The organism is Acidithiobacillus sp. 'AMD consortium' (assembly GCF_008926505.1).
Lineage (GTDB): Bacteria > Pseudomonadota > Gammaproteobacteria > Acidithiobacillales > Acidithiobacillaceae > Acidithiobacillus > Acidithiobacillus ferridurans.
On record NZ_CP044411.1, the window covers coordinates 2,097,370 to 2,122,579 of the forward strand.

The 25,210-nt window shown below is 58.2% G+C and carries 24 protein-coding genes and 4 pseudogenes; 10 read left to right on the forward strand and 18 right to left on the reverse strand.

Going from position 1 to position 25,210, the window contains the following annotated elements; translation table 11 throughout:
- Positions 1-102 precede the first annotated feature (102 nt).
- The 7 genes from F6A13_RS10815 to F6A13_RS10845 all read right to left on the reverse strand — a co-directional run bounded on the left by F6A13_RS10815 (position 103) and on the right by F6A13_RS10845 (position 8,466).
- Positions 103-465, reverse strand: coding sequence for a copper-binding protein (locus F6A13_RS10815; protein ID WP_012537190.1), 363 nt, complete (start codon positions 463-465; stop codon positions 103-105).
- 128 nt (positions 466-593) lie between these two features.
- Positions 594-1,349 carry a cytochrome b/b6 domain-containing protein gene (locus F6A13_RS10820; RefSeq protein ID WP_012607418.1) on the reverse strand — a complete coding sequence of 252 codons (756 nt, stop codon included), beginning with the start codon at positions 1,347-1,349 and terminating at the stop codon, positions 594-596.
- A 58-nt stretch (positions 1,350-1,407) separates the two neighbouring features.
- A complete protein-coding gene (locus tag F6A13_RS10825) occupies positions 1,408-2,097 on the reverse strand; it encodes an AIM24 family protein (RefSeq protein WP_012537192.1) in 690 nt (229 codons plus the stop codon).
- Positions 2,098-2,164: 67 nt separating this feature from the next.
- Positions 2,165-5,275, reverse strand: a complete 3,111-nt coding sequence (locus F6A13_RS10830) for an efflux RND transporter permease subunit (protein ID WP_012537193.1) — start codon at positions 5,273-5,275, stop codon at positions 2,165-2,167.
- Positions 5,268-6,716: an efflux RND transporter periplasmic adaptor subunit gene (locus tag F6A13_RS10835; protein WP_012537194.1), complete on the reverse strand. Its 1,449-nt coding sequence runs from the start codon at positions 6,714-6,716 to the stop codon at positions 5,268-5,270. Before F6A13_RS10835 ends, F6A13_RS10830 begins: the two co-directional genes overlap by 8 nt.
- Positions 6,713-8,023, reverse strand: a complete 1,311-nt coding sequence (locus F6A13_RS10840; protein WP_012537195.1) for a TolC family protein — start codon at positions 8,021-8,023, stop codon at positions 6,713-6,715. Before F6A13_RS10840 ends, F6A13_RS10835 begins: the two co-directional genes overlap by 4 nt.
- 92 nt (positions 8,024-8,115) lie before the next feature.
- Positions 8,116-8,466, reverse strand: coding sequence for a hypothetical protein (locus F6A13_RS10845; RefSeq protein WP_012607422.1), 351 nt, complete (start codon positions 8,464-8,466; stop codon positions 8,116-8,118).
- Positions 8,467-8,678: 212 nt separating this feature from the next.
- Between F6A13_RS10845 and F6A13_RS10850 the strand changes: the two are divergent.
- The 3 genes and pseudogenes from F6A13_RS10850 to F6A13_RS10860 form a co-directional block, all read left to right on the forward strand.
- A pseudogene (locus F6A13_RS10850) lies at positions 8,679-8,969 on the forward strand (class I SAM-dependent methyltransferase); the annotation flags it as partial.
- Positions 8,970-9,168: 199 nt separating this feature from the next.
- Complete coding sequence (locus F6A13_RS10855; protein ID WP_126605158.1) at positions 9,169-9,432, forward strand: SHOCT domain-containing protein; 264 nt, start codon at positions 9,169-9,171, stop codon at positions 9,430-9,432.
- A gap of 168 nt (positions 9,433-9,600) precedes the next feature.
- Positions 9,601-11,595 carry a copper-translocating P-type ATPase gene (locus F6A13_RS10860; RefSeq protein WP_225981803.1) on the forward strand — a complete coding sequence of 665 codons (1,995 nt, stop codon included), beginning with the start codon at positions 9,601-9,603 and terminating at the stop codon, positions 11,593-11,595.
- Positions 11,596-11,718: 123 nt separating this feature from the next.
- On the opposite strand, the pseudogene F6A13_RS10865 reads toward F6A13_RS10860, so the two are convergent.
- The 3 genes and pseudogenes from F6A13_RS10865 to F6A13_RS15430 form a co-directional block, all read right to left on the reverse strand.
- Positions 11,719-11,897 (reverse strand): annotated as a pseudogene (locus F6A13_RS10865) (mercuric reductase); the annotation flags it as partial.
- Positions 11,898-12,201: 304 nt separating this feature from the next.
- Positions 12,202-12,513, reverse strand: coding sequence for a snapin/pallidin family protein (locus tag F6A13_RS10870; RefSeq protein WP_009569249.1), 312 nt, complete (start codon positions 12,511-12,513; stop codon positions 12,202-12,204).
- Between the two features lie 311 nt (positions 12,514-12,824).
- Positions 12,825-12,998, reverse strand: coding sequence for a hypothetical protein (locus tag F6A13_RS15430; RefSeq protein WP_158303828.1), 174 nt, complete (start codon positions 12,996-12,998; stop codon positions 12,825-12,827).
- Between the two features lie 84 nt (positions 12,999-13,082).
- Here F6A13_RS15430 and F6A13_RS10875 point away from each other — a divergent pair.
- The 7 genes and pseudogenes from F6A13_RS10875 to F6A13_RS10905 all read left to right on the forward strand — a co-directional run.
- Positions 13,083-13,447: pseudogene (locus F6A13_RS10875) on the forward strand (IS1634 family transposase); the annotation flags it as partial.
- 428 nt (positions 13,448-13,875) lie between these two features.
- Positions 13,876-14,142, forward strand: coding sequence for a hypothetical protein (locus tag F6A13_RS10880; protein WP_009569252.1), 267 nt, complete (start codon positions 13,876-13,878; stop codon positions 14,140-14,142).
- 62 nt (positions 14,143-14,204) lie between these two features.
- Positions 14,205-15,296: a heavy metal translocating P-type ATPase gene (locus F6A13_RS10885; protein ID WP_225487670.1), complete on the forward strand. Its 1,092-nt coding sequence runs from the start codon at positions 14,205-14,207 to the stop codon at positions 15,294-15,296.
- A gap of 27 nt (positions 15,297-15,323) precedes the next feature.
- Entirely contained in the window at positions 15,324-15,719 is a 396-nt protein-coding gene (locus F6A13_RS10890) for a DUF302 domain-containing protein (protein ID WP_012537200.1), read from the forward strand.
- A gap of 61 nt (positions 15,720-15,780) precedes the next feature.
- A complete protein-coding gene (locus tag F6A13_RS10895) occupies positions 15,781-15,987 on the forward strand; it encodes a CopZ family metallochaperone (protein ID WP_009560961.1) in 207 nt (68 codons plus the stop codon).
- Between the two features lie 4 nt (positions 15,988-15,991).
- Positions 15,992-16,231 carry a glutaredoxin family protein gene (locus F6A13_RS10900; protein ID WP_009560960.1) on the forward strand — a complete coding sequence of 80 codons (240 nt, stop codon included), beginning with the start codon at positions 15,992-15,994 and terminating at the stop codon, positions 16,229-16,231.
- Positions 16,232-16,255: 24 nt separating this feature from the next.
- Complete coding sequence (locus F6A13_RS10905) at positions 16,256-16,678, forward strand: c-type cytochrome (RefSeq protein ID WP_012537201.1); 423 nt, start codon at positions 16,256-16,258, stop codon at positions 16,676-16,678.
- A gap of 398 nt (positions 16,679-17,076) precedes the next feature.
- On the opposite strand, the pseudogene F6A13_RS10910 reads toward F6A13_RS10905, so the two are convergent.
- From F6A13_RS10910 to F6A13_RS10950, 8 genes and pseudogenes are all read right to left on the reverse strand, one after another.
- A pseudogene (locus F6A13_RS10910) lies at positions 17,077-17,941 on the reverse strand (IS1595 family transposase).
- A gap of 58 nt (positions 17,942-17,999) precedes the next feature.
- The gene (locus F6A13_RS10915; RefSeq protein WP_225981804.1) at positions 18,000-19,604 is read right to left on the reverse strand and encodes a cation:proton antiporter; all 1,605 of its coding nucleotides are present in this window, start codon (positions 19,602-19,604) and stop codon (positions 18,000-18,002) included.
- 1,142 nt (positions 19,605-20,746) lie between these two features.
- Positions 20,747-22,366 (reverse strand): APC family permease, encoded by a 1,620-nt coding sequence (locus F6A13_RS10925; RefSeq protein ID WP_012537204.1) that lies wholly within the window; start codon positions 22,364-22,366, stop codon positions 20,747-20,749.
- A gap of 24 nt (positions 22,367-22,390) precedes the next feature.
- Positions 22,391-22,873, reverse strand: coding sequence for a hypothetical protein (locus tag F6A13_RS10930; protein ID WP_012537205.1), 483 nt, complete (start codon positions 22,871-22,873; stop codon positions 22,391-22,393).
- A 2-nt stretch (positions 22,874-22,875) separates the two neighbouring features.
- The gene (locus F6A13_RS10935; protein ID WP_223306780.1) at positions 22,876-23,223 is read right to left on the reverse strand and encodes a hypothetical protein; all 348 of its coding nucleotides are present in this window, start codon (positions 23,221-23,223) and stop codon (positions 22,876-22,878) included.
- A 70-nt stretch (positions 23,224-23,293) separates the two neighbouring features.
- The gene (locus tag F6A13_RS10940) at positions 23,294-23,593 is read right to left on the reverse strand and encodes a hypothetical protein (RefSeq protein WP_012537207.1); all 300 of its coding nucleotides are present in this window, start codon (positions 23,591-23,593) and stop codon (positions 23,294-23,296) included.
- Positions 23,590-23,961, reverse strand: coding sequence for a P-II family nitrogen regulator (locus F6A13_RS10945; RefSeq protein ID WP_009561063.1), 372 nt, complete (start codon positions 23,959-23,961; stop codon positions 23,590-23,592). Before F6A13_RS10945 ends, F6A13_RS10940 begins: the two co-directional genes overlap by 4 nt.
- 57 nt (positions 23,962-24,018) lie before the next feature.
- Positions 24,019-25,209, reverse strand: a complete 1,191-nt coding sequence (locus F6A13_RS10950; RefSeq protein ID WP_012537208.1) for a porin — start codon at positions 25,207-25,209, stop codon at positions 24,019-24,021.
- Position 25,210: the final 1 nt, after the last annotated feature.

Below are 25,210 nucleotides of genomic sequence, written 5' to 3' on the forward strand. Positions count from 1 at the left end.
GTATTGACTCAGATGAATTTAGTAGCGATCCAGTGGATGATATAACCCGATAATATCCCCGTGGTATTCCCCGATGAGCCGGATTACAGTTACTTCGTATTTTCATTGTCTGACCGGCGTGATCCTGGTGATGACGTACCCCCCGGCGGTATCCTTTGCGAAGACGAAATTCACGATCTCTCCAGTCTTGAGGCCGTTGAGCATAGCCGTGTTCTGGAGCAGGAAATTCATTGACATACTGGGCCAGCCAAGGGCCTTGACGGGACCCATGGCGACATTGGCCGTGTTCGCATCGGGATTGATGCTGTTGATTTTGCCCTGCCCCATGAAGGTCTGGGCCTTGGTCGCTTGGCCTGATACGGTGCCCATATTGTCCATGCCTGGCATGTTGCCCATGGCCGCATAAGCCGGAAGCGTGGCCGCTGCCGAACACGCCAGAATGAGGCTGAAATAAAAACGTTTCATGTTCGTCTCCTTGCTGTTGGTGAACTGTTCGTTTATCAAAGTTTAAGCACTTAGTTATGGCAACAATTTCCGGTGTCCCTCCTTTCCGCCCACGGCGAAATTGCGCGTCCGTTCTGCTCGCCTATCCATCACTCATGCCTGCTTTTCGTGTCATCTCCGTTATTTGAAGTCATGTCGTCCAGCCCTTCCGTCCCGCCGCTCGGTCCGCCTGGGTCCGCCTGGACACTGAACGCAGCGTCCCAATCGGCATGAAGGGCTTGGTATTCCGACTCGGTGAACCCCTTGTGACCGTGGATCATGGCCGATATCAAGCCGTGGCGACCCGCGATCTCGTGCGCCATCACGAGCGCCACATGGACAATGACGAAGGCAAGCAGCAGAAAGAAACCCCATTCATGCATCACCATCAACGGGGAGTGCATCGCTTCGCTATCCGGCATGAGCGAGAGACGGATACCCAAGGCAATCTGCACCACGGCAATCAGGAAAAAGACGAGATAGGCGGGGCCGGCGAAAGCGTTATGCCCCCGATAGGGAGAAATCGGGCGGCGGAAACCGCTCAGATAGCAGGCGAGGGTTTCCCGCCAGATGCGGCGCTGGGCTGACGTCAGGGGCAGGAGGTCGCGCCAGCGCGCCGTCGGCGGGCCGACAAAGAGCCAGATGATGCGCACCACCAGCCCGGCGGCGAAAGCATAGCCGCCGACATAATGGATGATGTCGATCTTTCCCATCAGGGCGTCAGACATGTCGTTACCCAAGGCCAGGAGGGTCGCGCCTGAGGTGAATTGCGCCATCATGGCAAGCGCCATCCACCAATGCAGTGCCCGCAGCAGCGGGTCCCAGACAGGGTGCAGGATATAACGGTTATCCGTTGTTGAGTTCATACTTCCTCCAGGGTCTGCGTATCATTGACCAAGCCCACAAAGATCCGGGAAACAGCCCTCACCATCGCGCAAGGCCGACCCCGCCACTTTGCATCCAGATGGTCCCGGGACCCTGTGCGCGGCATATGCCCCAATTCGCTCCTGCGGCCAGATCCGTAGAAAGCGATCCCAGCCCAATGGATTCCCATTGGATCGAGGAATCACGAGCGATCCATGCCCCCGGATCCAAGTCCAAGGATTCCCCTTTCGCCAGTGTGAGTTCCCAGACGTCCCCGTGACCGTGCAGCCAAACCAGCCCCTCCGCATCCCCTACCACGGAAAAGCGATCAATGCTTGACGCGGTGTCCCCTGTGACCCAAGGTCCGTCGCTCTCGCCGGAGAAGCTCTCGATGTGGACCGCGCCGCTCGCCGCCAGAAAGTGCGGGGTGGGTGCCAACAGAGTATCTCCGTCATGCAGGCTCACCCCGAATATCTTGCCGACGCAATCCCGGCTGAGACTCAATGACCCGGGTCCGGATGCCATCATCAGCCACGACGGACGATCCCAAAAACTTCGAGCGCTTTTCGGCGACGTGGCCGAAATGATGGTTTTCTGGTCTTTCCACAATAAGGTGTGATGCTCAAAGAGCACAAAACTCAAAGGGCCCAAGTCCAGCGTCAATACCGGGGTTAATTCCCCATCCAGACGGAAGCGGATCCCGCCATGCCCCCCCATCTTCGCCGATGTCAATAATTTCGGTTCCATCATCAATCCTCCATGCCTACGCTTCGTTAGTGTTGCCACGAACTTCTCCTTCCCACTTCGCACGGCATCATCACCGCAGGCCCAATCGCCGTTTCTGCCACAGGGCGTAGAGGGCGGGGATCACCAGCAGCGCCAGTAACGCGGCGCTGAACATGCCGCCCACCATGGGGGCGGCAATACGCTTCATCACATCGGCACCGGCGCCATGGCTGAACATGATGGGCAAGAGGCCACCCACCACCAGGGTCAAGGTCATGGCCAGAGGCCGCAGACGCAGCATGGTCCCCTCGATGACGGCAAGCTGAAGATCATGCCAACTCTGCAAGGTGTCGCGGGCCTGCCGCCGGATGAGGGCCTGATCCAGGTAGAGGAGCATCACCACCCCGAATTCTGCCGCCACCCCCGCCAGGGCGATGAAGCCCACGGCCACGGCCACCGAGAGTTTGTAGCCGAGCCAGTAGACGAGCCAGAAACCGCCGACCAGGGACAGGGGCAGGGTGAGCAGGATGATGGTCACCTCCACCCAGTTTTTGAAGTTGAAGTAGAGGAGCAGGGCGATCAGCAGAATGACGGCGGGAATGACCAGCTCCAGGCGCTTGGCGGCCTGCTCCATGACCTGATACTGGCCTACCCAGGAGACGGTATAACCTCCTGGGAGACGGACGGCTTTCGCAATCGCCGCCTTGGCGCGGGGCACATAAGCACCGATGTTGGTGCCGGGCTTCAGGTCAATGTAGATCCAACTGTTCAGCCGACTGTTGTCGCTAGTGAGCATGGCTGGCCCTCCCTCGATGCGGAGGTCGGCCACCTGGGCCAAAGGGATCTGGGCGCCGTCGGGAGCGGCGATGCGGCTTTCCATCAGGGTGGCCAGGGACTGGCGCAGTTCCCGGGGGTAACGGAGATCCACCGGGAAGCGCTCCAGCCCTTGCACCGCAGTGGTCAGGATCTCGCCGCCGATCGCCGTCTCCACCAGACGGTTCACATCCGCCACCGAAAGACCGTAGCGGGCGGCCTTGGCGCGGTCGGTGTGCACGACGATGTAGCGGCCACCGGTGACGCGGGCCGCATAGGCGCTTTGGGTCCCAGGGACCTTGCGCAAAACCGTTTGGAGGTCCTGCCCCAGGCGGTTCAGGGTATCGAGATCCGTTCCGCCGATTTTAATGCCTAATGGCGTCTGGAGACCGGTAGTCAGCATATCCACCCGTCCTTTGAGCGGCTGCGTCCAGATATTCGACAGGCCGGGGACTTGCAAGGCTTTGTTCATCTTGCTTTGCAGCTTGTGCATGGTCATCCCGGCTGGCCACTGGTCGGGATTTTTCAAATTCACCACCGTATCAAACATGGACAGGGGCGATTGATCGGTCGCCGTTTGTGCCCTTCCGGCCTCGCCGAAAACCGTCTCCACCTCGGGGAAGGTCTTCAGGATGCGGTCCGTTTGCTGCAGGAGCGCGGCCGCCTGGCCGATGGAGACTGCCGGATCCTGGGTGACCGGCATGTAGAGCAGCGTCCCCTCGTTCAGGGGTGGCATAAATTCCGACCCCAGGCGATTCCAGGGGTAGTAGAGGGTGGCCGTGAGCAGCAGGGCGAGGACCAAAATGATCCAGGGAGCGCGCAGGACACCGTGGATGACCGGTCGGTAGAGGAAAGCCAGGACCCGATTCAGGGGGTTTTTGCTTTCGGGGAGGATGCGGCCGCGAATGAACCAAGCCATGAGGATGGGCACCAGGGTTACCGAGAGCATGGCGGCGGCGGCCACGGAAAATGTCTTGGTGAAGGCGAGGGGCGCGAAGAGCTTGCCTTCCTCGCCGCCCAGGGCGAAGACCGGCAGGAAGGAAACGGCGATGATGATCAGCGAGAAGAACAGTGCCGGACCGACCTCCTCCGCCGCCGCTATGGCCGCCGCCCAAGGGTCGACGCCGGGGTTGTGTTCTAAATGCTTGTGCATATTCTCGATCATGACCACGGGGGCATCCATCATCACGCCGATGGCGATGGCGATGCCGCCCAGGGACATGATGTTGGCGGGGATCCCCAGAGACCACATGATGAAAAAGGCGGCCAGTATCCCCAGCGGCAGGGCGATGAGCGCCACCAGCGCCGAACGTGCACGCAGCAGAAAGAGCAGGGAGATGAGCGCCACCGCCAGGGATTCTTCCAGCAGCTTACCGGTCAGGGTATGGATACTGCGCTGGATGAGCGGAGCTTGGCTGTAGGTGGTGACAACCTTCACGCCCTTGGGCAGGGAGGGCTGGATTTCCTTCAGCTTGCGCTCGATCTGGTGGATGAGGGCGTAGGCGTTGCCGCCCTGGTTCATCATGACGATCCCGCCCACCACCTGTCCGTGGCCGTTGAGCTCGGCAATCCCGTTGGGCAACTGCGGCCCCAACTGCACACGGGCCACCTCCCGCAGTGTAATGGGCACGCCGTTGCGCACCCCCAGCGAAGCATCCTCCAGGGCTTTCAGGGAATGGATGTAACCCGAGGTACGGACGATATAACTCGCTTCCCCCATATCCACCACCGAGCCGCTGGTCTCCCCGTTCGCGGCGCGGATGGCGGCCTCCACCTCCGGCAGGGTCAGGTTGTAGGCGAGGAGTTTCTGGGGGTTCACCACCACTTGGTACTCTTGCACCATCCCCCCCACCGTCGCCACCTCGGCGACGCCGGAGATGCCCTGCAGTTCGTACTTGAGGAACCAGTTCTGCAAGGTGGTGAGTTGGGCCAGATTCAAAGTTCCGCTGGGATCGGTGAGGGCATACTCGAAGATCCAGTCCACCCCCGAACTGTTGGGGCCAAGGGCCGGCGTGATCCCCGGCGGCAGCTTGGACTGCACCTGGCTCAGGTATTGGAGTACCAGATTACGGGCCTGATAGATGCTGGTGCCACCCTTGAAGAGGACGTAGACATAGGAATCCCCGAACATCGAGTAGCCGCGCACGGCTTGGGCGCCGGGCACCTCCTGCAGGGTGGTCTCCAGGGGATAGGTCACCTGATCCTGAACGATCTGCGGAGCCTGGCCCGGATAGGAGGTCTTGATGATGACCTGGGTGGGCGAGATGTCGGGGATGGCCTCCAGGGGAATATTGATCACCGCCAGCGTACCGGCGACGGTCAACACCAAGACAGCAATCATGACCAGCAAGCGGTTTTCCATACACCAACGCATGATCGCCCTAATCATGGGATTGACCTTCCTGGCCCCTGTTCATTCCGGGCGTGGTACCCGGGCCGGACGAGGTCGGGGGCGTCGGTGGGGCGCCTGCATCCCCGGCGGGAGCGGCCGGCGCCGGGGATTCCCGGCCCTGAGTCAGACCACTGTTCTGCGACCGGGAACGTCCACTGCCCGGCATGGCACTCGTGGTGGGCGCCGTGTTGCCACCCAGCATGCGGGCCTTGACCGACTGGAACTGGGATTCGGAATAGAGCAGGAACTGGGCGCTCTCCACCACCCGGTCGCCCACCTTGAGTCCCTTGTCGATGGCTACCCAGCCGTCGGTTTCCGGCCCTAGGGCGACCTGTACCGGCAGGAAGTGCCCTTGGCCCTCACCCAGCATCACGTAATCCCCCTGAGCGGTACGCAGTACGGCGCTGCTGGGCACCGCCAGGGTCTCCTTGGGGCTGGCTAAAATAGTGGCGGTGGCGTAGGTGCCGGGGCGCAACTCTCCGCCGGGATTGGGAAAGCTCAGCCGGGCCGTCACCGTCCGGTTTTTGGGGTCGAGGGTCGGATAGAGAAAGTTCAGACGTCCTTCCCAGTCCTTGCCGGGATAGGCCGGCAGATGCAGGCGCACGGGGTTGCCGATCCGTATCCAGGGCAATTGGTAGGAGTAGAGCGCTACATTGACCCATACCCGGTCGAGATTGGCGATTGCATAGATATTCGTCTGGGGCGAGACGTAACCACCTTGGCGCACGTCGAGGCTCTCGACCACCCCGGAAGCAGGCGCCAGGAGTGGCACGTCCCGTTGCGCCGTCCCGCGCTGGGCCAGGGCCGCGATCTCGCCTTCCGGCATGCCCAGCAGTCGCAATTTCGCCTTGGCTGCCGCCAGCAGAGCCGAGTCTTCCGTCGTTCCGCCCTGGCGACGGGCAATGAGATATTCCTGTTGGGCGCTATACAGCTCGGGAGAATAAATCTCGGCGAGTACCTGTCCGCGCCGCACGGGGTCACCGACGGCGCGGACATTCAAGCGTGTCACCCAGCCGGAGAAGCGCGGATTGACGGAATAGACGCGGTTCTCGTCCACTGCCACGGTGCCCACGGTGTGGATGGCCTGACCCATCGGACGGCGCTGGACATCCACGAGACGCACTCCCAGGTTTTGGGCTAGGCGCGGATCGATGCTGAGGCCGGACGCCTTGGGCGCGTTCGGACTGGAGGCATAGACCGGGAGATACGCCATCCCCATGCTGTCCTTCATTGGGTGATCCGAATGAATCTTGGGGTTCATGGGGGCGGCCCAGTAGAGGATATGCCGTCCCTTTGGCGTGCCTTCCTGAGAATGGGTTGCGGTGGAGTTGGCACTCGGTGCCGCGGCAGGGACTCGCAGCCACCACACCGCGCCAGCCCCCAGACCTACACCAATGCCCAGCAGGCCCATGCCGATGATCCAGTTGCGTGCCTTCATGGTTGCGTTGCTCCTTGGGTGGTGAGGAAATCCAGCTCTGCGGCGCTGAGGTCCAGGTCGCGGCGGTATTGCAGGCGGGTCAGAGCATAGTCCAGCACTTCTTTCTGGGTGCGCAGCACCGCGCTCAGTTCGGCACGTCCCGCCGCGTAGGCGGCGAGCGTCGCGGAAAAGGCATTCCGGGCGGTGGGAAGCAGTTGCCGATCGGTGCGCTCCAACCGGGCCTTGAGGGCTTCATAACGGGCGAAGGTGGTGCGCGCCTGCTGGGTCAAGGCAAGGTGCTGATCGTCGTAGCGATATTGCGCCTGCAGTGCCTTGGCCCGGGCGGCGGCGACGTCCTGGTCCTGGCGATCTCCCGGAAATATGGGCAGGCTCAGGTTGACCCCCGCTGACAGCCAGTTGGGGCTGCCGGGGTAGAAATCCTGGCCATAATCGACGCTGACCGTGACTTCCGGCCAATAGCCACGCTTGGCCACCTGCACGCCAATTTGCGCGGCGCGCGTTTGCGCCTGGGCGGACCGCAGGAGGGGTTGGCCGGAAAGCCGGGCTTCCGCTTGGGCAAGGGTGGGCGGGGGTGGCAGGTTCGGCCATTGCTTTTCTATGGACGGCGGTTTCCGTAGATCCAGGATCTGCGCGATTTGCGCCAGATCGCTCGCCTGCTCCGCCTGTAATTGATTGATATCATTGGCTAGGCTGTCGCGCGCCAGTTGTGCGCGGAGTACATCGGCCTGTGACCCTTGCGCGGAGCGATAGAGTGCCAGCGCCGCTTGCACGCTCTCTGTCTGCAACTGTTCCTGATGTCGGACCGTTGCTACCGCATCTTCGGCATAGAGGGCTTGCAGCCAGGCGCGGCGCAGCAATAACACCAACTCGGCAGACTGGCCGCGCAGGGTATCGGCCGCCGCCTGGGCTTCCACCCCTGCCTGCTGCCCTTCCAGCCCCAGTTTGCCAAAGGAGGGAAAAGTCTGGCTCAGGCCCACGCTCAGCATGCTCATCTGCTGCTGGTTCATGGAGAAGTTGTTGAGGGGTGCGTTGACCACACCGAGGGCGAGGTGCGGATCGGGGAGTTGGGCTACCGCCACCGCTTGGTGCCGCAATTCCGCGATCTTTTGGGTCAGGGCGCCGAGACCGGGATTTTGCCGCAGGGCGATCGCCTCTGCGCTCTGCAGGCTCAATGAGACGGCACTGGCATAAGGGCTAAACACCATCATCAGCATGACGGGAAGGGAGAGTAGCTCTGCGCCCCTGCGAATAGCCGCAACCCACTTTAGAAAATATTTATTTCCAGAACTTCTTTGCACATCGCTCATAATAGTCTCCACATGCGGCCCGGGTTAGGGCCGAAGACGCGAATTTCCTGTCCGGCGCGACTATGCGCGGGACTACGGATTCAGGCGGGAGGCTAAATGAGAAAACGAACTGCGGAGAGTGGGGGAAGACCAGTGTGGGCCGCAACGTGGAGAAAATGGGGAACGGGCTTAGGAGAAGGGAGAGTAAGCCAGGACGCGACGGAAACGGCGAGAGCCGACATGGCGGGGGTGATGTTGTTGGCACTCTCCGCCACCGGCGTCATCATATCGTGGTGGCAGCAAGCAGTCAGGCAGGTGCCTTGCTGGGCCGGAGCGCCGAGGGTCTGCTCGCAACGCGGTGTTTGTGTGCTGTGTGCGGCTACCCCTGTCATCGACAGGGCGCACGGCGCCGAGGCAGCGTCTACAGGTGCCAACATCCAAGGCAGCAGTAGAAGCAGGGCCATAAAGGCTATCCGGCGAACGAACAGGCGAAAAACGCGCACGGCACTCCCATCTCAAGCTGCTAGTGTGGCCATCACAACACAACGGCCATCAAAAAGTCAACGCTTTCCCGAACCCGCGACTGAGTGCCGCGCTTCCCGCCCTTACTGGCGCGCCCCTTATCCATAGCTTTTTCTATCGCTCCAACCGTCGGTGTTTGTAAGTCTTTTCCGACGGCGAGATCCTCCATCTCTGGCGGGAGGTCCACGAAATGGCCGTCCAGCACTTGGAAGTCCTGGACGTGGAAAACTTCCGCCCCCACTACGCCCAGAACCTCATCCACCGGGTCCGCAGCCTGGAGGAACACAAGGAAGAGGCCATCGCCATGGTCGGCGAGAAACGCTATCGCATCTGGGCAATCTATGTGGGGTGCCGTTACCAATATGTGGACCGAAGTTACCGCGAGGCAGAGGTGAGATGGGAAGAATCCAATGGTCAACAGGGGGACCATTGGCAGCGGAGGTAGAGTGGCCGAGGGACTTGCCTAGGACCATATCCTCAATCGCCAGGACACTGATGGCTGAGGTGGTCCCCATCCATGGGATAGTCTGAAAGAAGATGGAACAAGTGGACACCGCCTACTACACTGAAGTGGCGTTGAATGGTCATCAACGAGCGTTTGTTCTGGGTCCGTGGCGTAGCGAGTGAACGACGAGGAACAGAAAATGTGGCCTTACATGATGGGTGGTTTTGGCAACGGTTATGATTGGACAGGGTCGGTATTCATGGTCCTGTTTTGGGGTTTGCTTTGCCTTTTGCTGATTTTTGCCATCGTTGCTGGCGTCATGTTGCTGATGCAGGCCTTCACGGGTCGCGGGATTCGGGGTGGCAAGAAAAACACCGCGCTGGATGTGCTCCATGAACGCTATGCCCGCGGGGAAATAGGAAGGGATGAATACCTGGAAAGACGTCGCGACCTGGAACAATAACGTGTCTCCATCCACCAAAGCGGGTCCGGATGCGCCACCAACAGGTGGAACTGTGGTAGACATCTGGTCTCGTTGGTTAAGAGCCAATGTCGGCAACCGGCGCTGAGGTTCCTGCTGCGGTAAAATAGAGAGGATTCTATGGACCATTCGGGACATCAGGAACATGGGATGGGTAACGCTCATCCCGGCGCGCACGGCGGTCACAACCATGGTGCCATGATCGCCGATTTCCGGCGACGGTTTTGGGTCTCGCTGGCCCTGACGATCCCTATCCTCCTTTTGTCGCCGCTTATCCAGCGGCTGCTGGGGCTGGAGGCGGCGCTCGCCTTCACAGGGTCATCCTATGTGCTTTTCGCGTTGTCGAGTGGAGTGTATTTCTACGGTGGCTGGCCCTTCCTGAAGGGATTGTTTGCCGAGCTTGAGACCCGCAAGCCAGCCATGATGACGCTGATCGCTCTGGCCATCAGCGTGGCCTATTTTTACTCGAGCGCTGTCGTGTTCGGGGTGCAGGGGGAAGTGTTCTTCTGGGAGCTCGCCACGCTGATCGATGTGATGCTGCTCGGCCACTGGATCGAGATGAAATCAGTCCTGGGGGCTTCTGGCGCACTGGAAAAACTGGTGCAAATGATGCCATCCGAGGCCCATCTCGTAACCCCGGAGGGCATGAAAGACGTGCCGGTCGCCAATCTGCAGCGCGGTGACCGGGTGTTGGTGAAGCCTGGCGAAAAAATCCCTACGGACGGACGTGTCATCGAGGGACAGACCACCATCAACCAGGCCATGCTCACTGGCGAAAGCCAGCCCGTGGAGAAGGGGGACGGCGACGAAGTGATCGGTGGTTCGGTTAACGGGGAGTCGAGTATCACCGTCGAGGTCCACAAGACCGGCAGTGAAACCTATCTTTCACAGGTCATCGAGATGGTGCGCCGGGCGCAGGAGTCCCGCTCCCGGACCCAGGATCTTGCCGACCGCGCGGCCCTGGTGCTGACCCTTACCGCGTTGAGCGTCGGCGGACTTACCCTTGCCATTTGGCTGGTCCTTGGCCAGCACTTCGAGTTTGCCCTGGCCCGCATGGTCACCGTCATGGTGATTGCCTGTCCCCATGCCCTAGGCCTGGCGATTCCACTGGTCGTCGCCGTGTCCACCGCCATGGCGGCGCAGCATGGGCTGCTTATCCGGGACCGGTCTGCTTTTGAGCGGGCGCGCCAACTGCAGGCGGTGGTGTTTGACAAGACCGGGACCTTGACGGAGGGACGGTTCGGCGTCACGGATGTAGTCGTGCTCGGCGGATACGCCGAAGATGAGGTCGTACGGCTCGCCGCGGCCCTCGAAAGCCAGTCGGAGCACCCCATCGCCGCTGGCATCGTGGCATATGCCAAAGCGAAGGGCATCGGCTTCGAGCCTCCCAAGGAATTCAAGGCCATCCCCGGTAAGGGCGCGCAAGCCGTTGTAAATGGGCGCAATGTGAAGGTCGTAAGCCCCGGCTATCTCAAGGAGAGCGGTCTCGATGTCAGCGATAAGCGGATCGCGGCCTTGGCATCCCAGGGCAAAACGGTGATATACCTGCTCGTCGACGAGAAACCGGAGGGGGCTGTCGCGCTGGCCGACATCATTCGAGCGGAGTCGCGGGAAGCCCTCGCGCGGCTGAAGGGGATGGGCGTACAGGTGATGATGTTGACCGGCGACTCCGCAGCGGTGGCCCGTTGGGTGGCCCAGGAAATGGGGCTGGACGACTATTTCGCCGAAGTGCTCCCTGGACAAAAGGCGGAGAAGATCAAGGAGGTAAAGGCGCGGGGATTGCGCGTGGCCATGGTCGGCGACGGTGTCAACGATGCGCCTGCCCTGGTGGAGGCGGATGTCGGGATCGCCATCGGAGCGGGCACGGACGTCGCCATCGAGTCGGCGGACATTGTGCTGGTCCGCTCCGATCCCCGGGATGTGGCGGCTATCCTGGAACTTTCCCGGGCGACCTATCGCAAGATGATCCAGAACCTGTGGTGGGGTGCCGGCTACAACATCGTGGCGATCCCCCTTGCTGCCGGGGTGGCTTACAGCGTTGGCCTGGTGCTTTCCCCGGCGGTGGGGGCGGCCCTGATGTCCATTTCCACCGTGATCGTCGCCATCAACGCCAAGCTCCTCCAGAGGGTTCGGCTCACCGCCTAGCGCATGGATCGACAAGCAGCCAGCATGTCGCTTGTTCAGAGATTCCCCGAACGCAGGATCGCTAATTAACCCATCTGGCAACTGCCGTCGCAAAGTAGGCGTTCATCGAATACCTCCTTTTCCTCACCCGGCGCAGCAGGAAAACTGCTTCACGTCCTTGTTGAGGTCTGCGCCGCGAGCTTCAGCCCTTCGACCATCGTCAGATAGGGGAACAACTGATCGGCCAGTTCCTGCACCGTCATGCGGTTGCGAATCGCCAGCGCGGCCGTCTGAATCAGCTCGCCCGCTTCCGGCGCGACTGTTAACGGACAAAAAAGTATCCTCCCAGAAAATATGTAACTTATTGATTTATCGTTATCCGAATTTAACTGGAAAACAATGTTTCATCCTGAATCGATGTGTCTCTGAGAGAATAGCGCATTTCTAGAACAATAAAGTTTCATCCTGCCGTCTGTTGGCAGGAATCCCTTGTGCTTGCGCTATACCCAATGTCACATGAGCAGTGTAACCAGATTGCCCGGAAATTGATGGTCGATGCTTAATCTGGTTGAATCGACCAGGTGGTAGGTGATGTTTTGTTTTGTGGCTGTCATCTATAGACGTTCTCTAATCGCCAGCAAGACGGTTATGAGAGACAAGCAGCGTGATAATCTGGTCCAGCTTATCGCTTTGGCGTTGGATTTTATCTTCAATCCTTGTCATCCTATTTTCAATACGATCCATTCTGGCATCAAGGCGCGACTCTATCCTCGCCATTGCTTCAGAAGCTTCCCGGCGCTGGGCCAATATCTGCGAGGCCTGCTCACGCAGCCGCTCACTCATTTGGCTTTGAACGCCGCGAACCTCGGCTATTTGCGCTTTATGCGCGTCGAGTTTAGGCACCAGTAACCTCTGCACTTCTTCTGCGACGCTCATCATAAATTCTCCATACCGCACATAGTATAAGGCGGAGGGAAACTCGACAAGTAGAACCAACCTGCTGTCTCTGGTTATATTAGAAAAGCAGTTGCGGCCCAGAAGCTTGGGTAATGGGGGGCACCATTAGGCCCAATAATGTTTAGATGGCAATAATAGGGCATGGGTCGCAAGGCGATTGCAACGGATCGCCCCTATCCCTGATTAGGTATGAACTCATTTGTCTGCGCACCCCGCGTGGGTTACGCTTGCCACGACTGGTAACAGCGCGGCCAGAAGCCATTTTCCGCAACACACTCTGCAACCAGACAGACCTACCCCGAGGGGGGAATAGCGCCGGCTGCGGGAAGACGGCGATGCAGGACGCGCACCGCATGGATGAAGGACAGATCCTGAGCAGCCTGACCGGTTTGCGCTGCAGCTTCGGTCATCAGATGGCGCACCGCCGCATGAACCAACAGGAGGGCATAGAATTCCTGCTCCACCAATTCCGGTCGCTTGCTGCGTAGTACGACCCGGCGCTCGGCCAGATGGGTCTTGAGTTCATCGAAACTGGATTCGATAGACCGGAAACTGAAGAAGTCATCGGCGAGCGCCCCTGGAATGATCTGCGGCTGGTCATCGCCCATGATCCCATGACGGCGGCGGACCAGACCGCCAAGCGGAATGCGCGGATCGAAGCGCTGATTACCCAGGGCGACCAGTGGGCCGGCAAACTGGATGATCAGGATGACGGCAAGAAACACCGGGGCCGCAAGCTCTCCGGCAGCGATGCCAAGGCACGCTTCTACCATGCCGTCTGCGAGGCACATTTATCGCGTATTATCCAGGTGGACATGGCCGCCAGCAGTTTAGCTACGATATCGACGATAGCGCACGGGCGCTGGCGGAACGCATGGATGGCAAGCTCCTGCTCGTGACCGATGGGCAGGAGCTACCGCTCAGCATTTTCTCTCGGACTCCATGCCACCAGCTGGGCCACGGGCTCGCCTTCTCTGAGGATGATGATTTCCTCGCCCTGGACGGCCAGCCCCACTTAGTAGGGCAGTCTTGCCTTGGCGTCGGTGAGATTCACGGTACTCATGGTATGACTCCTCTTGTATCTACATGCGTCGGTGAAGTTACGGAGCGGCCCTCGAAATGTCGGATACTCCACATCCTCCTGGACGGACTATAGCACTGCGGGAATCCCCGCGTTATCCCCCGCGACGACGGTCCAGGACCTCGTCCACCCTGCAATTTGCGTTGCGGTTTTTTGCGAACCTGGATATCCCCCGCGGTATCGTCTACATTGAGTGTGAGGTACTTGCACCGCAAATGTACGGCTATAGTAGGATAACCTATCTACAAGTGAGGTGTAACGTGATGAATACCAATCAGATGCATGATGTTCAGGCCGCTCTCTCATCCTGTTCCTGTACGGCGCGTGTAAAGGGTATCGGTCTTACCTTCGGGAATCTAGTGCTGTACGCCATGCCCATTTTGATATTAGCCGTTGCTGTAAGCCATTGGTTCGCACAGGACTATCTGTTGGAATTGGCTGCGGTTTTTGCGGGTGATGTCATTGGCCTTTTCCTGGTTATCCGCTTGGAGCGTTACCGTATCCGCGCGATCGCACAGCGAGTTTGCTAACGAGCATTTTCTGGGGTGGCACGGTTGCGGGGACGCTGACGATTCCAATTTGACACCCCCGCATTTGGTGGAATGCTACCGCTCCATCCAGTTGCGGGCAGTTCTTTGCGGAATTTCGCAAAGGAGAGGCACTGGAAACGCTATCGCATGTCGACACCCTGCTATTCGACAAGACCGGTACGTTGACCGAAGGCCGTCCTGCCCTTGTTGATCAGGGTGGCCCTGATTCTGCCAAAGCATTACGTCTGGCCGCAGCGTTGGAGTCGGCTTCCGAACACCCACTCGGGCGGGCTATTGTCACCGCGGCTGGCGAGCGCGGTATGCACTTGCCCACGGTCAAAAATTTCCGCTCCATTGCCGGCTATGGGATCGAAGGTGAAGTGGAAGGCCGTATGGTGCGTGTTGGCGCCCGACGTTTTATGGAGCGCGAAAATGTGCTGTTGGGGGATGACGCCGAGACTGCGGCACAAAGAGAAAATGGCGGGCGCACAGTGGTGTTCGTCGCGGTCGACGCAACGCTGATCGGGTGGCTCGCCATTGCCGATCGCATCAAACCGGAGGCGTATGTGGTTGTACAGGCATTACGCGCGCGTGGGCTGCAGGTAGCCATGGTCACTGGCGATGGACGGGCTACCGCTCAGTCTGTTGCCAGGCAATTACATATCGAGCAGGTGCATGCCGAGGTGCTGCCCCAGGATAAGGCGAAAGTCGTCACCCAATTGCAGGAACAGGGCCGCCGGGTCGCCTTCGTCGGCGATGGCATCAATGACGCTCCAGCGCTCGCACAGGCTAATGTCGGCATTGCACTCGCTTCAGGCACGGACATCGCCATCGAAGCAGCAGACGTGACCCTCACGCGTGGGCAACTCGGCGAGGTGGTCACGGCACTGACGGCGGCACGGCGCACCCTGAGCAATATCCGCGGCAATCTGTTCTGGGCCTTTTTCTACAATATTCTACTGATCCCTGTTGTGGCTGGCGTGGCCGTGCCTATCGGCATCCATCTGAATCCGATGGTGGCTGGCGTAGCCATGGGGCTGTCCTCCGTTTTCGTGCTCAGCAACAGTTTGCGCCTTAAACGGCTCAAGGCTTATGTACCAACGGTAACGCCGGGTGCTGTACAGAATACCGCACTCGAACCTGCTCATTCCTGAGCGATCGTTCAAACGAGGAGAATCCTTATGAGTCAGTTCGTTTTCAGCGTACCCGCCAAGGGCGATTTTGAAACCACCGTGGCGCAGGTCACTGCGGCCCTCAAGGTGGAAGGCTTCGGTGTGCTCACCACGATTGACGTGGCCGCGACGCTCAAGGCCAAACTGGGCATTGAGGGACGGCCCTATGTCATTCTCGGGGCTTGCAACCCGCACTATGCTCATCAGGCGTTGGAGGCCGATCCCGACATTGGTGCCTTGCTGCCCTGCAACGTGGTGGTGCGCACCGAGGCCGATGGCAGCGTGAGCGTGGTGTTCATGGATCCCGCCGCCGTGCTCGGCATGGTGGACAGGCCGCAAATTACCGCGCTCGGCATCGAGGTGCGCGACAAACTCCAGCGTGTGGCTGATGCCGTGCGCGGTTGAATGATACCTATACGAGCGTATTGAATATCCCTTTTACTTCATTCCCAACAGGAGAAAACCTATGAGCGATATCAGGCTGAAGATCACCGGTATGACCTGCGGACATTGCGTGCGGGCCGTGACGAAGGCGCTGGAAGGCGTATCTGGCGTTGAAAAGGCCGATGTCACCCTCACGCCAGGAGAAGCTGTAGTGCATGGTCAGGCGAGCGCTGCCGCATTGATCGCAGCGGTCAAGGAAGAAGGCTACGACACGGCTGTGCAGGACTGAAGCCATGGCGAAGGTGCTACTCTACACCAGTCCCGGCTGTCCGGACTGCGCCGCTGTCAAGCGCTACCTCGAAATGCGCGGTGTCGCTTTTGATGAACGCGACGTCACCGCGCCGGGCGTGGCCGAAGAAGCGAAATCCCGCTACGGCGTGCGCGTCGCGCCGATCACCGTGATCGACGGCGGGGCGCTGTACGGTACTTTTGCCGAACAGAAATCGCGGCTCGATGCTGCATTCGGTGGTTAAATGCAGTGTATCAGGAGGCTTGAAATGGACCGGAAAACCATCAGGCGTTTGGGTCTTGCCGCAGCGTGCGCGGCATTTATTGTTTCGCCCGCCTTCGCACAGGGCATGATGGGCGGCCCCGGCATGATGCCACACATGCCGATGATGGCGGTTCAGCATAGTCTTCCACGCCAAGCACCCGCAGCGATTTCCCGCTACGGCTGCATGAGTTGTCATGCGGTGGCACATGGCGTCGTCGGACCTGCCTTCGAATGGGTGGCCTGGAAATATCAAAAGCAGCCCGATGCCCTGGCGCGGGTTTCCTCCTTCATAGAGCACGGAGGAACATCCACATGGGGCGGCATGATGCCTGATCTAAACGTACCCGATGCAACCGCCCGGGATATTGCGCAATGGATCCTTAAACTCAAACCCGTACAGCCGCCGCAGACGCAGGGAGAGCACTGAACTGGGTTGACGTGAAGGTTCGCATGTATTTTTCGGCGCCTTGGGTTGGTGGCCAGCCGTGGTATTCCTGGTTATGCTGGCGGTGCTGCCCGCCGTGACACGCTCGGCCTGGGGATAACGCACCATGCAACCTCCGGGGCGGGCTCAGTAATGGGGCGGTTACAATTCTCGAAAACCATTCTCAAAGACTAACGGTTTACAGCCATAATAACGAATTTCGAGGACATGGTGGCCAAACTGCCGAACGGTCGCTTACGCTGTCCTGCCGCTGTTTGAGCCCAGATGCTCGGCAGCAGTAGAGGGTTGTTTGATGCCTGACCATACTGCTGCTGGTTTTGCAGGGCTTCTTGGGCAGATGCCAAACAACCATCTACTTAAGCGGGCATTCAACTTCATGATTAGCACGATGATTCCGCTGCACGGAGCCATCGCTCTGGTCGGGGTCCGGTGTTGACGGCGGCACGAAGCAAACTCAGGGGCAAGGCCGCCAAGTTGAAACGGCGGTTGAAGCGATAAGTCATGGTGGAGAGATAGCGTTGCGCATATTTGCGAAACTTGAAAGCATGGTAAGCCCCGGAAAGGCCCGTTTTGAGGTTGCCCAGCACGGTGTTGACCCACCGGAACTGGGGCAAATCCAGGGGCTTGCGGCCCCCGGCGACGATCACCGCATGCGAACGCCCCGCATCGGCTATTCCGTTGAAACAAGGGAGGCCATCGGTCAGGACCTGACATTCTGTATTGAGCGTGCTGCGCGCCCAGTCTTCTATGGCGGTACTGGTAAATCCCTGAATCGCGGTAAATCGCGCGTAGACGGGATGTCCCTGCGCATCCACCGAGACAGCGGCAACAAAAGGGACTTTGTTCTCAGACCCTCGTCCGGCCTTGCCACCGGGATTTTCCCCGCCCAGATAGGCATCATCGGCTTGTACCGCGCCCAGCAGAGTGTAGACCTCCTCGCGTTCGACCATGGCCTGCATCAGCTTATGGTGGATGTGCCAGGCCGTGGGGTAGCTGACGCCGAGTTGGCGCTTCAGAGCCAGTGCAGACAATCCCGTTTTGGCTTGGCTAATCAGATAAAGTGCCAGAAACCACGTGGTCAGAGGCAAGTGGGTACATTGAAAGAGGGGCTCCGGCAATCAACGAAGTCTGGTGGCGGCAATGGCTGCATTGAAAAGTTTTGCGCGAGCCACTTTTCAGAAGAGAATGCGGGGTACCGTCACACTGGCGGTAATGAAATCCATCTGGCCAGCATCTTCTCCTCAGTCATATCCTGGGAGACCATTCTGCACATCTGAAAAATTCAGAATACAACGCCGCTCAGTTACTTACCTTGATCCGGCAGAAGCAATCGTTCTATCAGTCCATCAATATTAGTCTCGACTTCCAGCAGTTCGGCATCGATATTCGCTGCCAGCCGCTCAAAATTTTCGTGCCCTATGAGACTCTCTTGACGTGCATCCAGCAAGCGCTGTTTCTGCATGGTCAGCAGTCGCCGATACAGGCGATAAAAGTCAGTGCGGAAACGATCCTCATCGGCAATGTCGAGGTTTGAGAGCCGGTCTTTGGCGTCTTTGCTTTGCTGGATATAGCGCGTGGACAAAGCATCGAGCGCCTGTGGATCCCGCACCCCCTCATGGCGCAATCGATCAATCTCCTGGAGCCCCATTTGCGCCAGGGTCAGACGCATGCGCTGCATCTCGAAATCGGCGGGGAGTTGCCTGCGGCTCAGCACCCCCAAGGCGCGGGCTACCGGAGATATGCTTAGGCCCTGAATCAAAATGGTCAACAAAACCACACCAAAAACGAGATTGATCAACATTTCCCGGAAGGGGAAGTGTTGTGGAAGACTCAAGGCCAGCACCATGGATAAGGCGCCACGAATGCCGCCCCAGATCAGCACAAAATTCCACGACCACGGCATGCGCGCGCGCGACCGGCTCAGCAAAGCCCCCATGCTATAGATGACTACCCCTCGGGCGATGGTGATGGCCACATAGGCCGCTATCACCAAGGGCCATATCCGTAGTAAATCAGGCAAGCGAATGGTGAGGCCCACCAGCAGGAATACCAGGGAATTCAGCGCAAAGCCGATGTACTCCCAAAAAGTGTTCACCACGAGTCTGACCGAGGGAGCCATGCCCCTTTTAGCACCGTAGTTTCCACAGATCAGGCCAGCCACGGCCGTACTGATGACCCCGGAATAACCCAACTGCATGGCAACCAGAAAGCTGCCATACGCGGCGAGTATGGTGAAGGTGATCTCTACCATGCCGTCATTGACGCGTTTGATGACCTCTGAACTCAGCCACCCGACGATGGTCCCGATCAAGACGCCACCACCCACCACGGCCAGAAACTTCACCGCCAAGGCGGAAGCGGTAATGGGTTTCCCCATCGCCATCGCCAGAAACAAGGTGAAGAAGACGATAGCGGTTCCATCATTCAGCAGGCTTTCACTCTCCACCAGAAAGGTGAGCCGTTGTGGTGCCTGCAGTTCGCGAAAAATGGCCAGAACCGAAATCGGATCCGTCGCGGCGACGGTCGCGCCAAATACCAAGGCGACACCGAGCGGCATGGTCACTGCCGCCAAATCGGGTAAATAACGACTGGTCCAGAGGAATACGAATGCCGTCACCACGATGGATATCAGCACACCGGGTACGGCGAGGCCAAAAATAGCCAACCGATCGCGCCATAAGGCACTGGCGGATAGGTGATATGCCGACTCAAAAACCAGTCCTGGCAGAAAAATAGTGAACAAAAGCTCGTGCGTCAGGACCGGCGCGGGAAACAGGTGGAGTGATCCCAATAACAGTCCGCCCAAGACCAGCGCAACCGTATAGGGTATGCGTAATCGGTTGGACGCCATCGCCAGTAATGACGCAGCCACGAAAAGATAGAGAATGGCAGTTTCCGGTATCATCATCGTTCCTACGTGCTATTCATTGAGTGAAAATCTGACGCACAACGCGTCCGGGTGAGGCAGTAGGCTGAATATAACCATCACCATGTGCCCAATCACTCCACCGTCACCTCCCAATGCCTATTTCTCACCGGATTTCCCAACCACCTTTTTGAAGCGTCCAACTCGCCGAGATTCCCAACGGTAGCCGAAGAATGTAGCAATAGACCGTTTTTTCCCAAGGCAGGCGCCGTTAATCAGAATCCGCAGAGGATCAAAATTCACCTTTCTTTTCCGGAGTGCGGCTCTGCGCAGAGTGGTAACGTGACGCTGACCGCCACGCCAGACCCATACGGCCAACATGATAAAAACGAGCCATAGTCCCCCTATCAACATACCCGCTAGCATAACACCCCCATTCCTTGGTCAAACAATGATCAGACCATCATGCAATCTCTGTTCAGAAGTCCGCGAACCGCGCTTAACATTCTCATGCTGGGCTTTCAGCCTGACCGCTAGCGGTAACAAACTGTCTGCTTGGTCCGCAATGACTTGGTTTTGCCATAAGCCGAAACGCTGGAACCTGTTCTTTCAGGAAATATTTTCAGTTGTTCATTGAACTTGGCCCCTTAACCCGGTTTTCGTTTCAACGAGCCTCACAGGCCCACTGCGTGCAGAGTCGCGGTTTTATCAATGCGCCATCACGCTAAAACCCCCTTTTCAAGGGGGGGGGGGTAAAGCGGCGCTTGGCTTTTGAGCCATCAATGGGCGAAAAAAGCCAATGCTTTGCGGTATGGCAGCCCCGTCCTTCCCGCTCTTGAGAGCGGCAGCCGTAGGCTGAGGGCGGGGAGGACGTCCACTGTTCGTCGATCTCTTTAGATTCCTTTTAGTAACTCCGTTTCATCTACGACATCCCAAATGCCGCCTGCAGCGAATCAAGTGCTGAACAGTCCAGCGGTATTTGGCGTTTTCCACTTTCATATGTCACGTCCATCGCAACACCCACCACCCTGTTATCCAATTTGGCGCCGATGCGGAAGATCTCTTAACACTTTGGCCAGTTCGGCGGAATTGGATGCTGTAGATGCCACCCATCTGTCCGCTTAGTGATAAAAGATCTTCCGCATCGTGCTGTTTATCCGCGCGTTTGAATGGTCGTGGAAAGCTCACGGCGCATGCCCAATTCCATGGGCAAATTGTAGCATATAGGCATTTATCTGCTGGTCAGAAACGGCTTGATGAATAGCCATATAGAAAATTGACACGCTCAGCACAGCCACGACACCCATACTGGGGAAAAATGTCAGTGTGCCGATACCCCCCAAACTTTTGGGTCCGATCCAACTGATGAGCCAGAGGCCGCAGAAATAAGGTATGACCCACCACATATACTGCCAGCCCATTTCCGACCAACGACCCTTGCGCCAGATTCCCGTTATCGCATAGATCGCCAGCAAGCCAGAGAGCGTGCTGAAGATGAAATTCAGGGTATGCAGGCCAGACCAAAAGACAATCCAGTTTGAAACCACAAAAGCGAGGGGAGCCAGTGCCGGCGCCCACCACAGCCGAAATGGTCGGTCACCCTCCGGTAGCGCCCGACGCAACTGCAGTAACGCGATAGGGCCGATCACATAGGAAAGTACGGTCATCGAGGCAATATAACCCACCATTTTCTGCCAGGATGGGAAAGGGAAAAAGAACACCGCGCCCACTACATAAAGCAGGATGAGGCTCACCCAGGGAACGCCAAAGCGATTGACCCGCGACACCCATTGCGGTGCGGCTCCCGTCTCCGCCGTCGCCAAGCTGACTCGGGCGGCCGTGGTCGTGTAGATCAACGCGGTGCCCGCCGGAGACACGAAAGCATCCACATACAGAAGCACGGCTAACCAGCCGATTCCGATCGAAATAGCTAGCGCTGCAAACGGACCGTTGATGCCGTGAAAACGCAAGTTCTGCCATCCCCCATGCGCCAGATCCTGCGGGTTGACGGCACCTAGAAAAGCCACCTGCAGACCGATGTAAATGGCTGAGGCAATAAGCACGGAACCGATCACGGCGATGGGGACGTCCCTGCGCGGATTCTTGCTCTCCCCGGCAAGATCGATGGCGTGCCGGAATCCCAGCAGGCTAAAAATGACACCACCACTGGCGACCGCCGCAAACATGCCATGCAGGTCAGTCACCTGGTTGACCGCACGCACCGCAAAATTACCCGGATGCCACGAAATGGAGATCAATAGAATCACCGTCAACAACGGAATGGCCAGTTTCCACCCTGTGGCCGCATTATTGATTTTGAGCACCCAGCGCACCACCAGAAAATTGAGAACAACGAATATCGTCAACAGCAGCAGGGCCGTTCCGAATCCCTGCGCGCTCAACAAACCCGTGTGCGGCTGCAAAAATCCCGGCAGATAGTTATTGGCATACGTCAGCACGGCCGTCACTTCAATCGGCGCTATCGCAGCATATGAGAGAAAAAGCATCCAGCTCCACAGGTGCCCAACGATAGGACCATTACCCACATGCGCCAAATGTACCACCGCCCCGGCACGCGGGATCAGCGGCGCCAATTCGGCAAAAACCAGGGCGAGGAGCAGAATCGCCAGCGCGCCGATGAGCCAGGACCCGATGCTCAGGGGTCCGGCAAACTCTGCGGTATACAGTGGACCGAACAACCATCCTGACCCAATGGAGGCACCGACGCACGCGAACAGCAATCCCGTCAGGCCACCCTCGCGGCGAAGCTTGTTTTTGCGTATTACAGGCTTAAAACGGGGCACAAATTCCTCCTTTTTGAGCTCTGATCATGTGGATACACCATGGGTTTGGGCGGACCCCTTTTCAGTGGATTCCTGTTTCCGCAAATACTGGTTCAGGCTATTGCCATGCAACTGCACAATCCGCCACTGCGGCGCACCTTCCGCATTCAGGGTCCAGAAGCCCAACCAAGCATTTTGCAGGCAGACCCACAACAAATGATGATTGACTTCTTTCAGTAATACCCAGGTGTGCTCATCTTTTACAGGGCCCGCGAACAGTCCACCGAACACAGGATTATCGGCGGCCACTGCAGAACGGACCTGCTGTGCCAGCCACTCGTCGGTGAGCGTGGCCGGTTTTTGAGAGAAAAAGCCACGAGCCCGTTTCCGATGGTAGCGATAGAGGACATAGAATCCGACGAGCAGCGCCACAAAACTCAACAACACGATGCTGATCATGACGGAAGGATACGTCGCGGAACCGATTTCTACGCTCTTTGATGCCAGCACGTCTGTCCACAGCAACATGGCTAAAAGAGCCGGTCAGCCCGGCGCACCAAAATACGGCGCCAGTGTTTTACATCCTGCAAACTGACCCCATACTGACAGGCGATGTCCCCGGCCTGATCGGGTCTCGCGCGATACGCCGCCAAAGCAATCATGGCCTTGACCGACGGGTCGGGCTGCCAGTGTCCTGACTTCGATCTCGCACGGCGGGGATAGAGACGCCAAGCGTTCTCCAACAAGGTACGCCAGCAGGACTTCACCAGACTAGCGTCCACCCGTAATTCCTGTGCCAGGCTTTCAAAAGACCATTGCGGTTTTCTCACCGCGAGCAGCGCCAGAGTAGTGCAAAGCTGGCGTGAAGACGATGTCATGAAAGCCACCATAACTGATTCCTCTTAAAAAAAAGGTGGTGAAAGCACCAGGAAGGCATGTTGTCCCCCACTATCGCGTTCCGATGATTTGCTGTTGATCCTGCCGCGCATCATGATAACCCTCCAGAAAGGCATAGAGCTGCATGCTTGGCAAAGGACAGGCCACTTTTGAATACCTTTCCTGCCCCGCTGAAATCGCCAGTTGAAAAGCACAGCCAGGATGTGTTAGCGCCCAGTCATACCCTGCCTTCCTGGCCCTCTCGCGCCGAAGCTTGCTGGCAATTCCACCGATCCTGTACCACAGCAGGAATATCCCGCCAAGCACAAAAACGCCTTCTGCCAGATCGCCGACCAGTGACGGAGCGCTCATGACGCCGAAAGCTCACCGTAAAAAGGCGGGTTACAGGCCTCGTCCCCCATTTCCCCGGTGCGGATGCGAATGGCTTCCGAGACATTCAACACAAAAATCTTCCCGTCTCCATCCTTGCCGGTGCGTGCTTCCTTAACCACTGCCGCAATGGCATCATCCAGCCTTTCATCACTGATGACCGCTTCGATTTTTATCCTGGCGATAAAATCAGAAACATACGTATGGCCTCGATAAATTTGAGAATGGCCTTTGCGCTGTTCAAAACCCGTGACTTCGGTAACCGTCATCCCCCGTATACCGATAGTGGCCAGTGCATCACAAATGTCATCCAGCTTGAATGGTCTGATAATGGCGGATAACTGTTTCATGGCGACACCTCATACGCAGACTTGAGACTTCACAAAAGGTACCTATCGGTCCTATGGTTAAAACAGAAACCCAGTTTCGAATAGCGCGCGAGCCTGTGTAGGATTATTCCCTTGCGGACCGAAGACATCACCCTGGGTATAGCTGCTTGCCTGCACATAGGAAAACTCAGCGCGGGCGAAGAAATCGTGATCCTGGTAGGTGGGCGTCACGGTGATGGACCACGCCTTACTACCAGGTCCATACATCAGATTAACCGCGCCATCGGTGGCATTGCCGGTGCTCGCAATGTACTCGGCCCGGGCGGCCAGGGTAACGTGGGGGGTGAGGGCATAACTCGCCAGAATGGCCGCGCCTCTGGTCCCCGTGCCGCGTTCCACGCCGATAGCGGGATTGGCCGACACCTGGGTGTACTGGAGGTAGGGCTGAATCATCCATGGGCCCGAGCTATAGGTATAGATCAGGTTGTAGATGTCGCTGTTGTTTTGATAAACCGGGGTGGCGAGTGTGGAATAACCCGTCTGTCCCGCATTGCCCATGCCCACGAAACTCACGGTGTTGGCGGAGTTAATGGTGTAGGACAGGTCGCCGGAAAGCCAGTTGAAGCGATTGGAGTAGAAACCGTCACTCCATGCGAGAGAGGCGCTCAATGGCCCCGCGCTGTAGTTGACTTGCACCCCGCGATTGACGGCGTTTTCCTGGTTCCACAACAAGCCGCGCTCGATGTTCATATTCTCGAAAGTGAAGGTGTATTCCGCGCCGATCAGGGTGGGGAGTTTGCCGATCAGCACCGAGAAGTTTTTGGTGGGAGCGATCTTCAGATAGGCCTGTGGCAAGGCACCATAATAGTCGGCGGTGGTGGCTCCCGTGGAAAGGAAAGGCGTGCCCAGGGCAGGCATATTGTAGGCACCGGCCTGGAGGAAGAACTGGATCAGCCCGTGTGTCTTCTGGATGAAGATCTGGCCATTGCTGATATCGGCGTGGGTGAGCCGATCACCGGGGACTCGGTTGTCCTGCCAGACGCCCATGCCGCTCATCACGCCGGTAATGTCCAGTTTTCCTAGCGGGCCGGCATTAAACTGAAAAGGAGATGGTGACTGCAGCGGTCCGGTCATCGCTGGCATCGGCAGGGGCGCGGCTTGAACAGTGTCCGATACCAGAGCCAGTGTGGATAACACTGCGACAGCAAGGATTGTTAAACTCCTCTTGCTGCTGGTGCGAGGGGCTTTTTTCGTGGTGAAGCGGTTCATC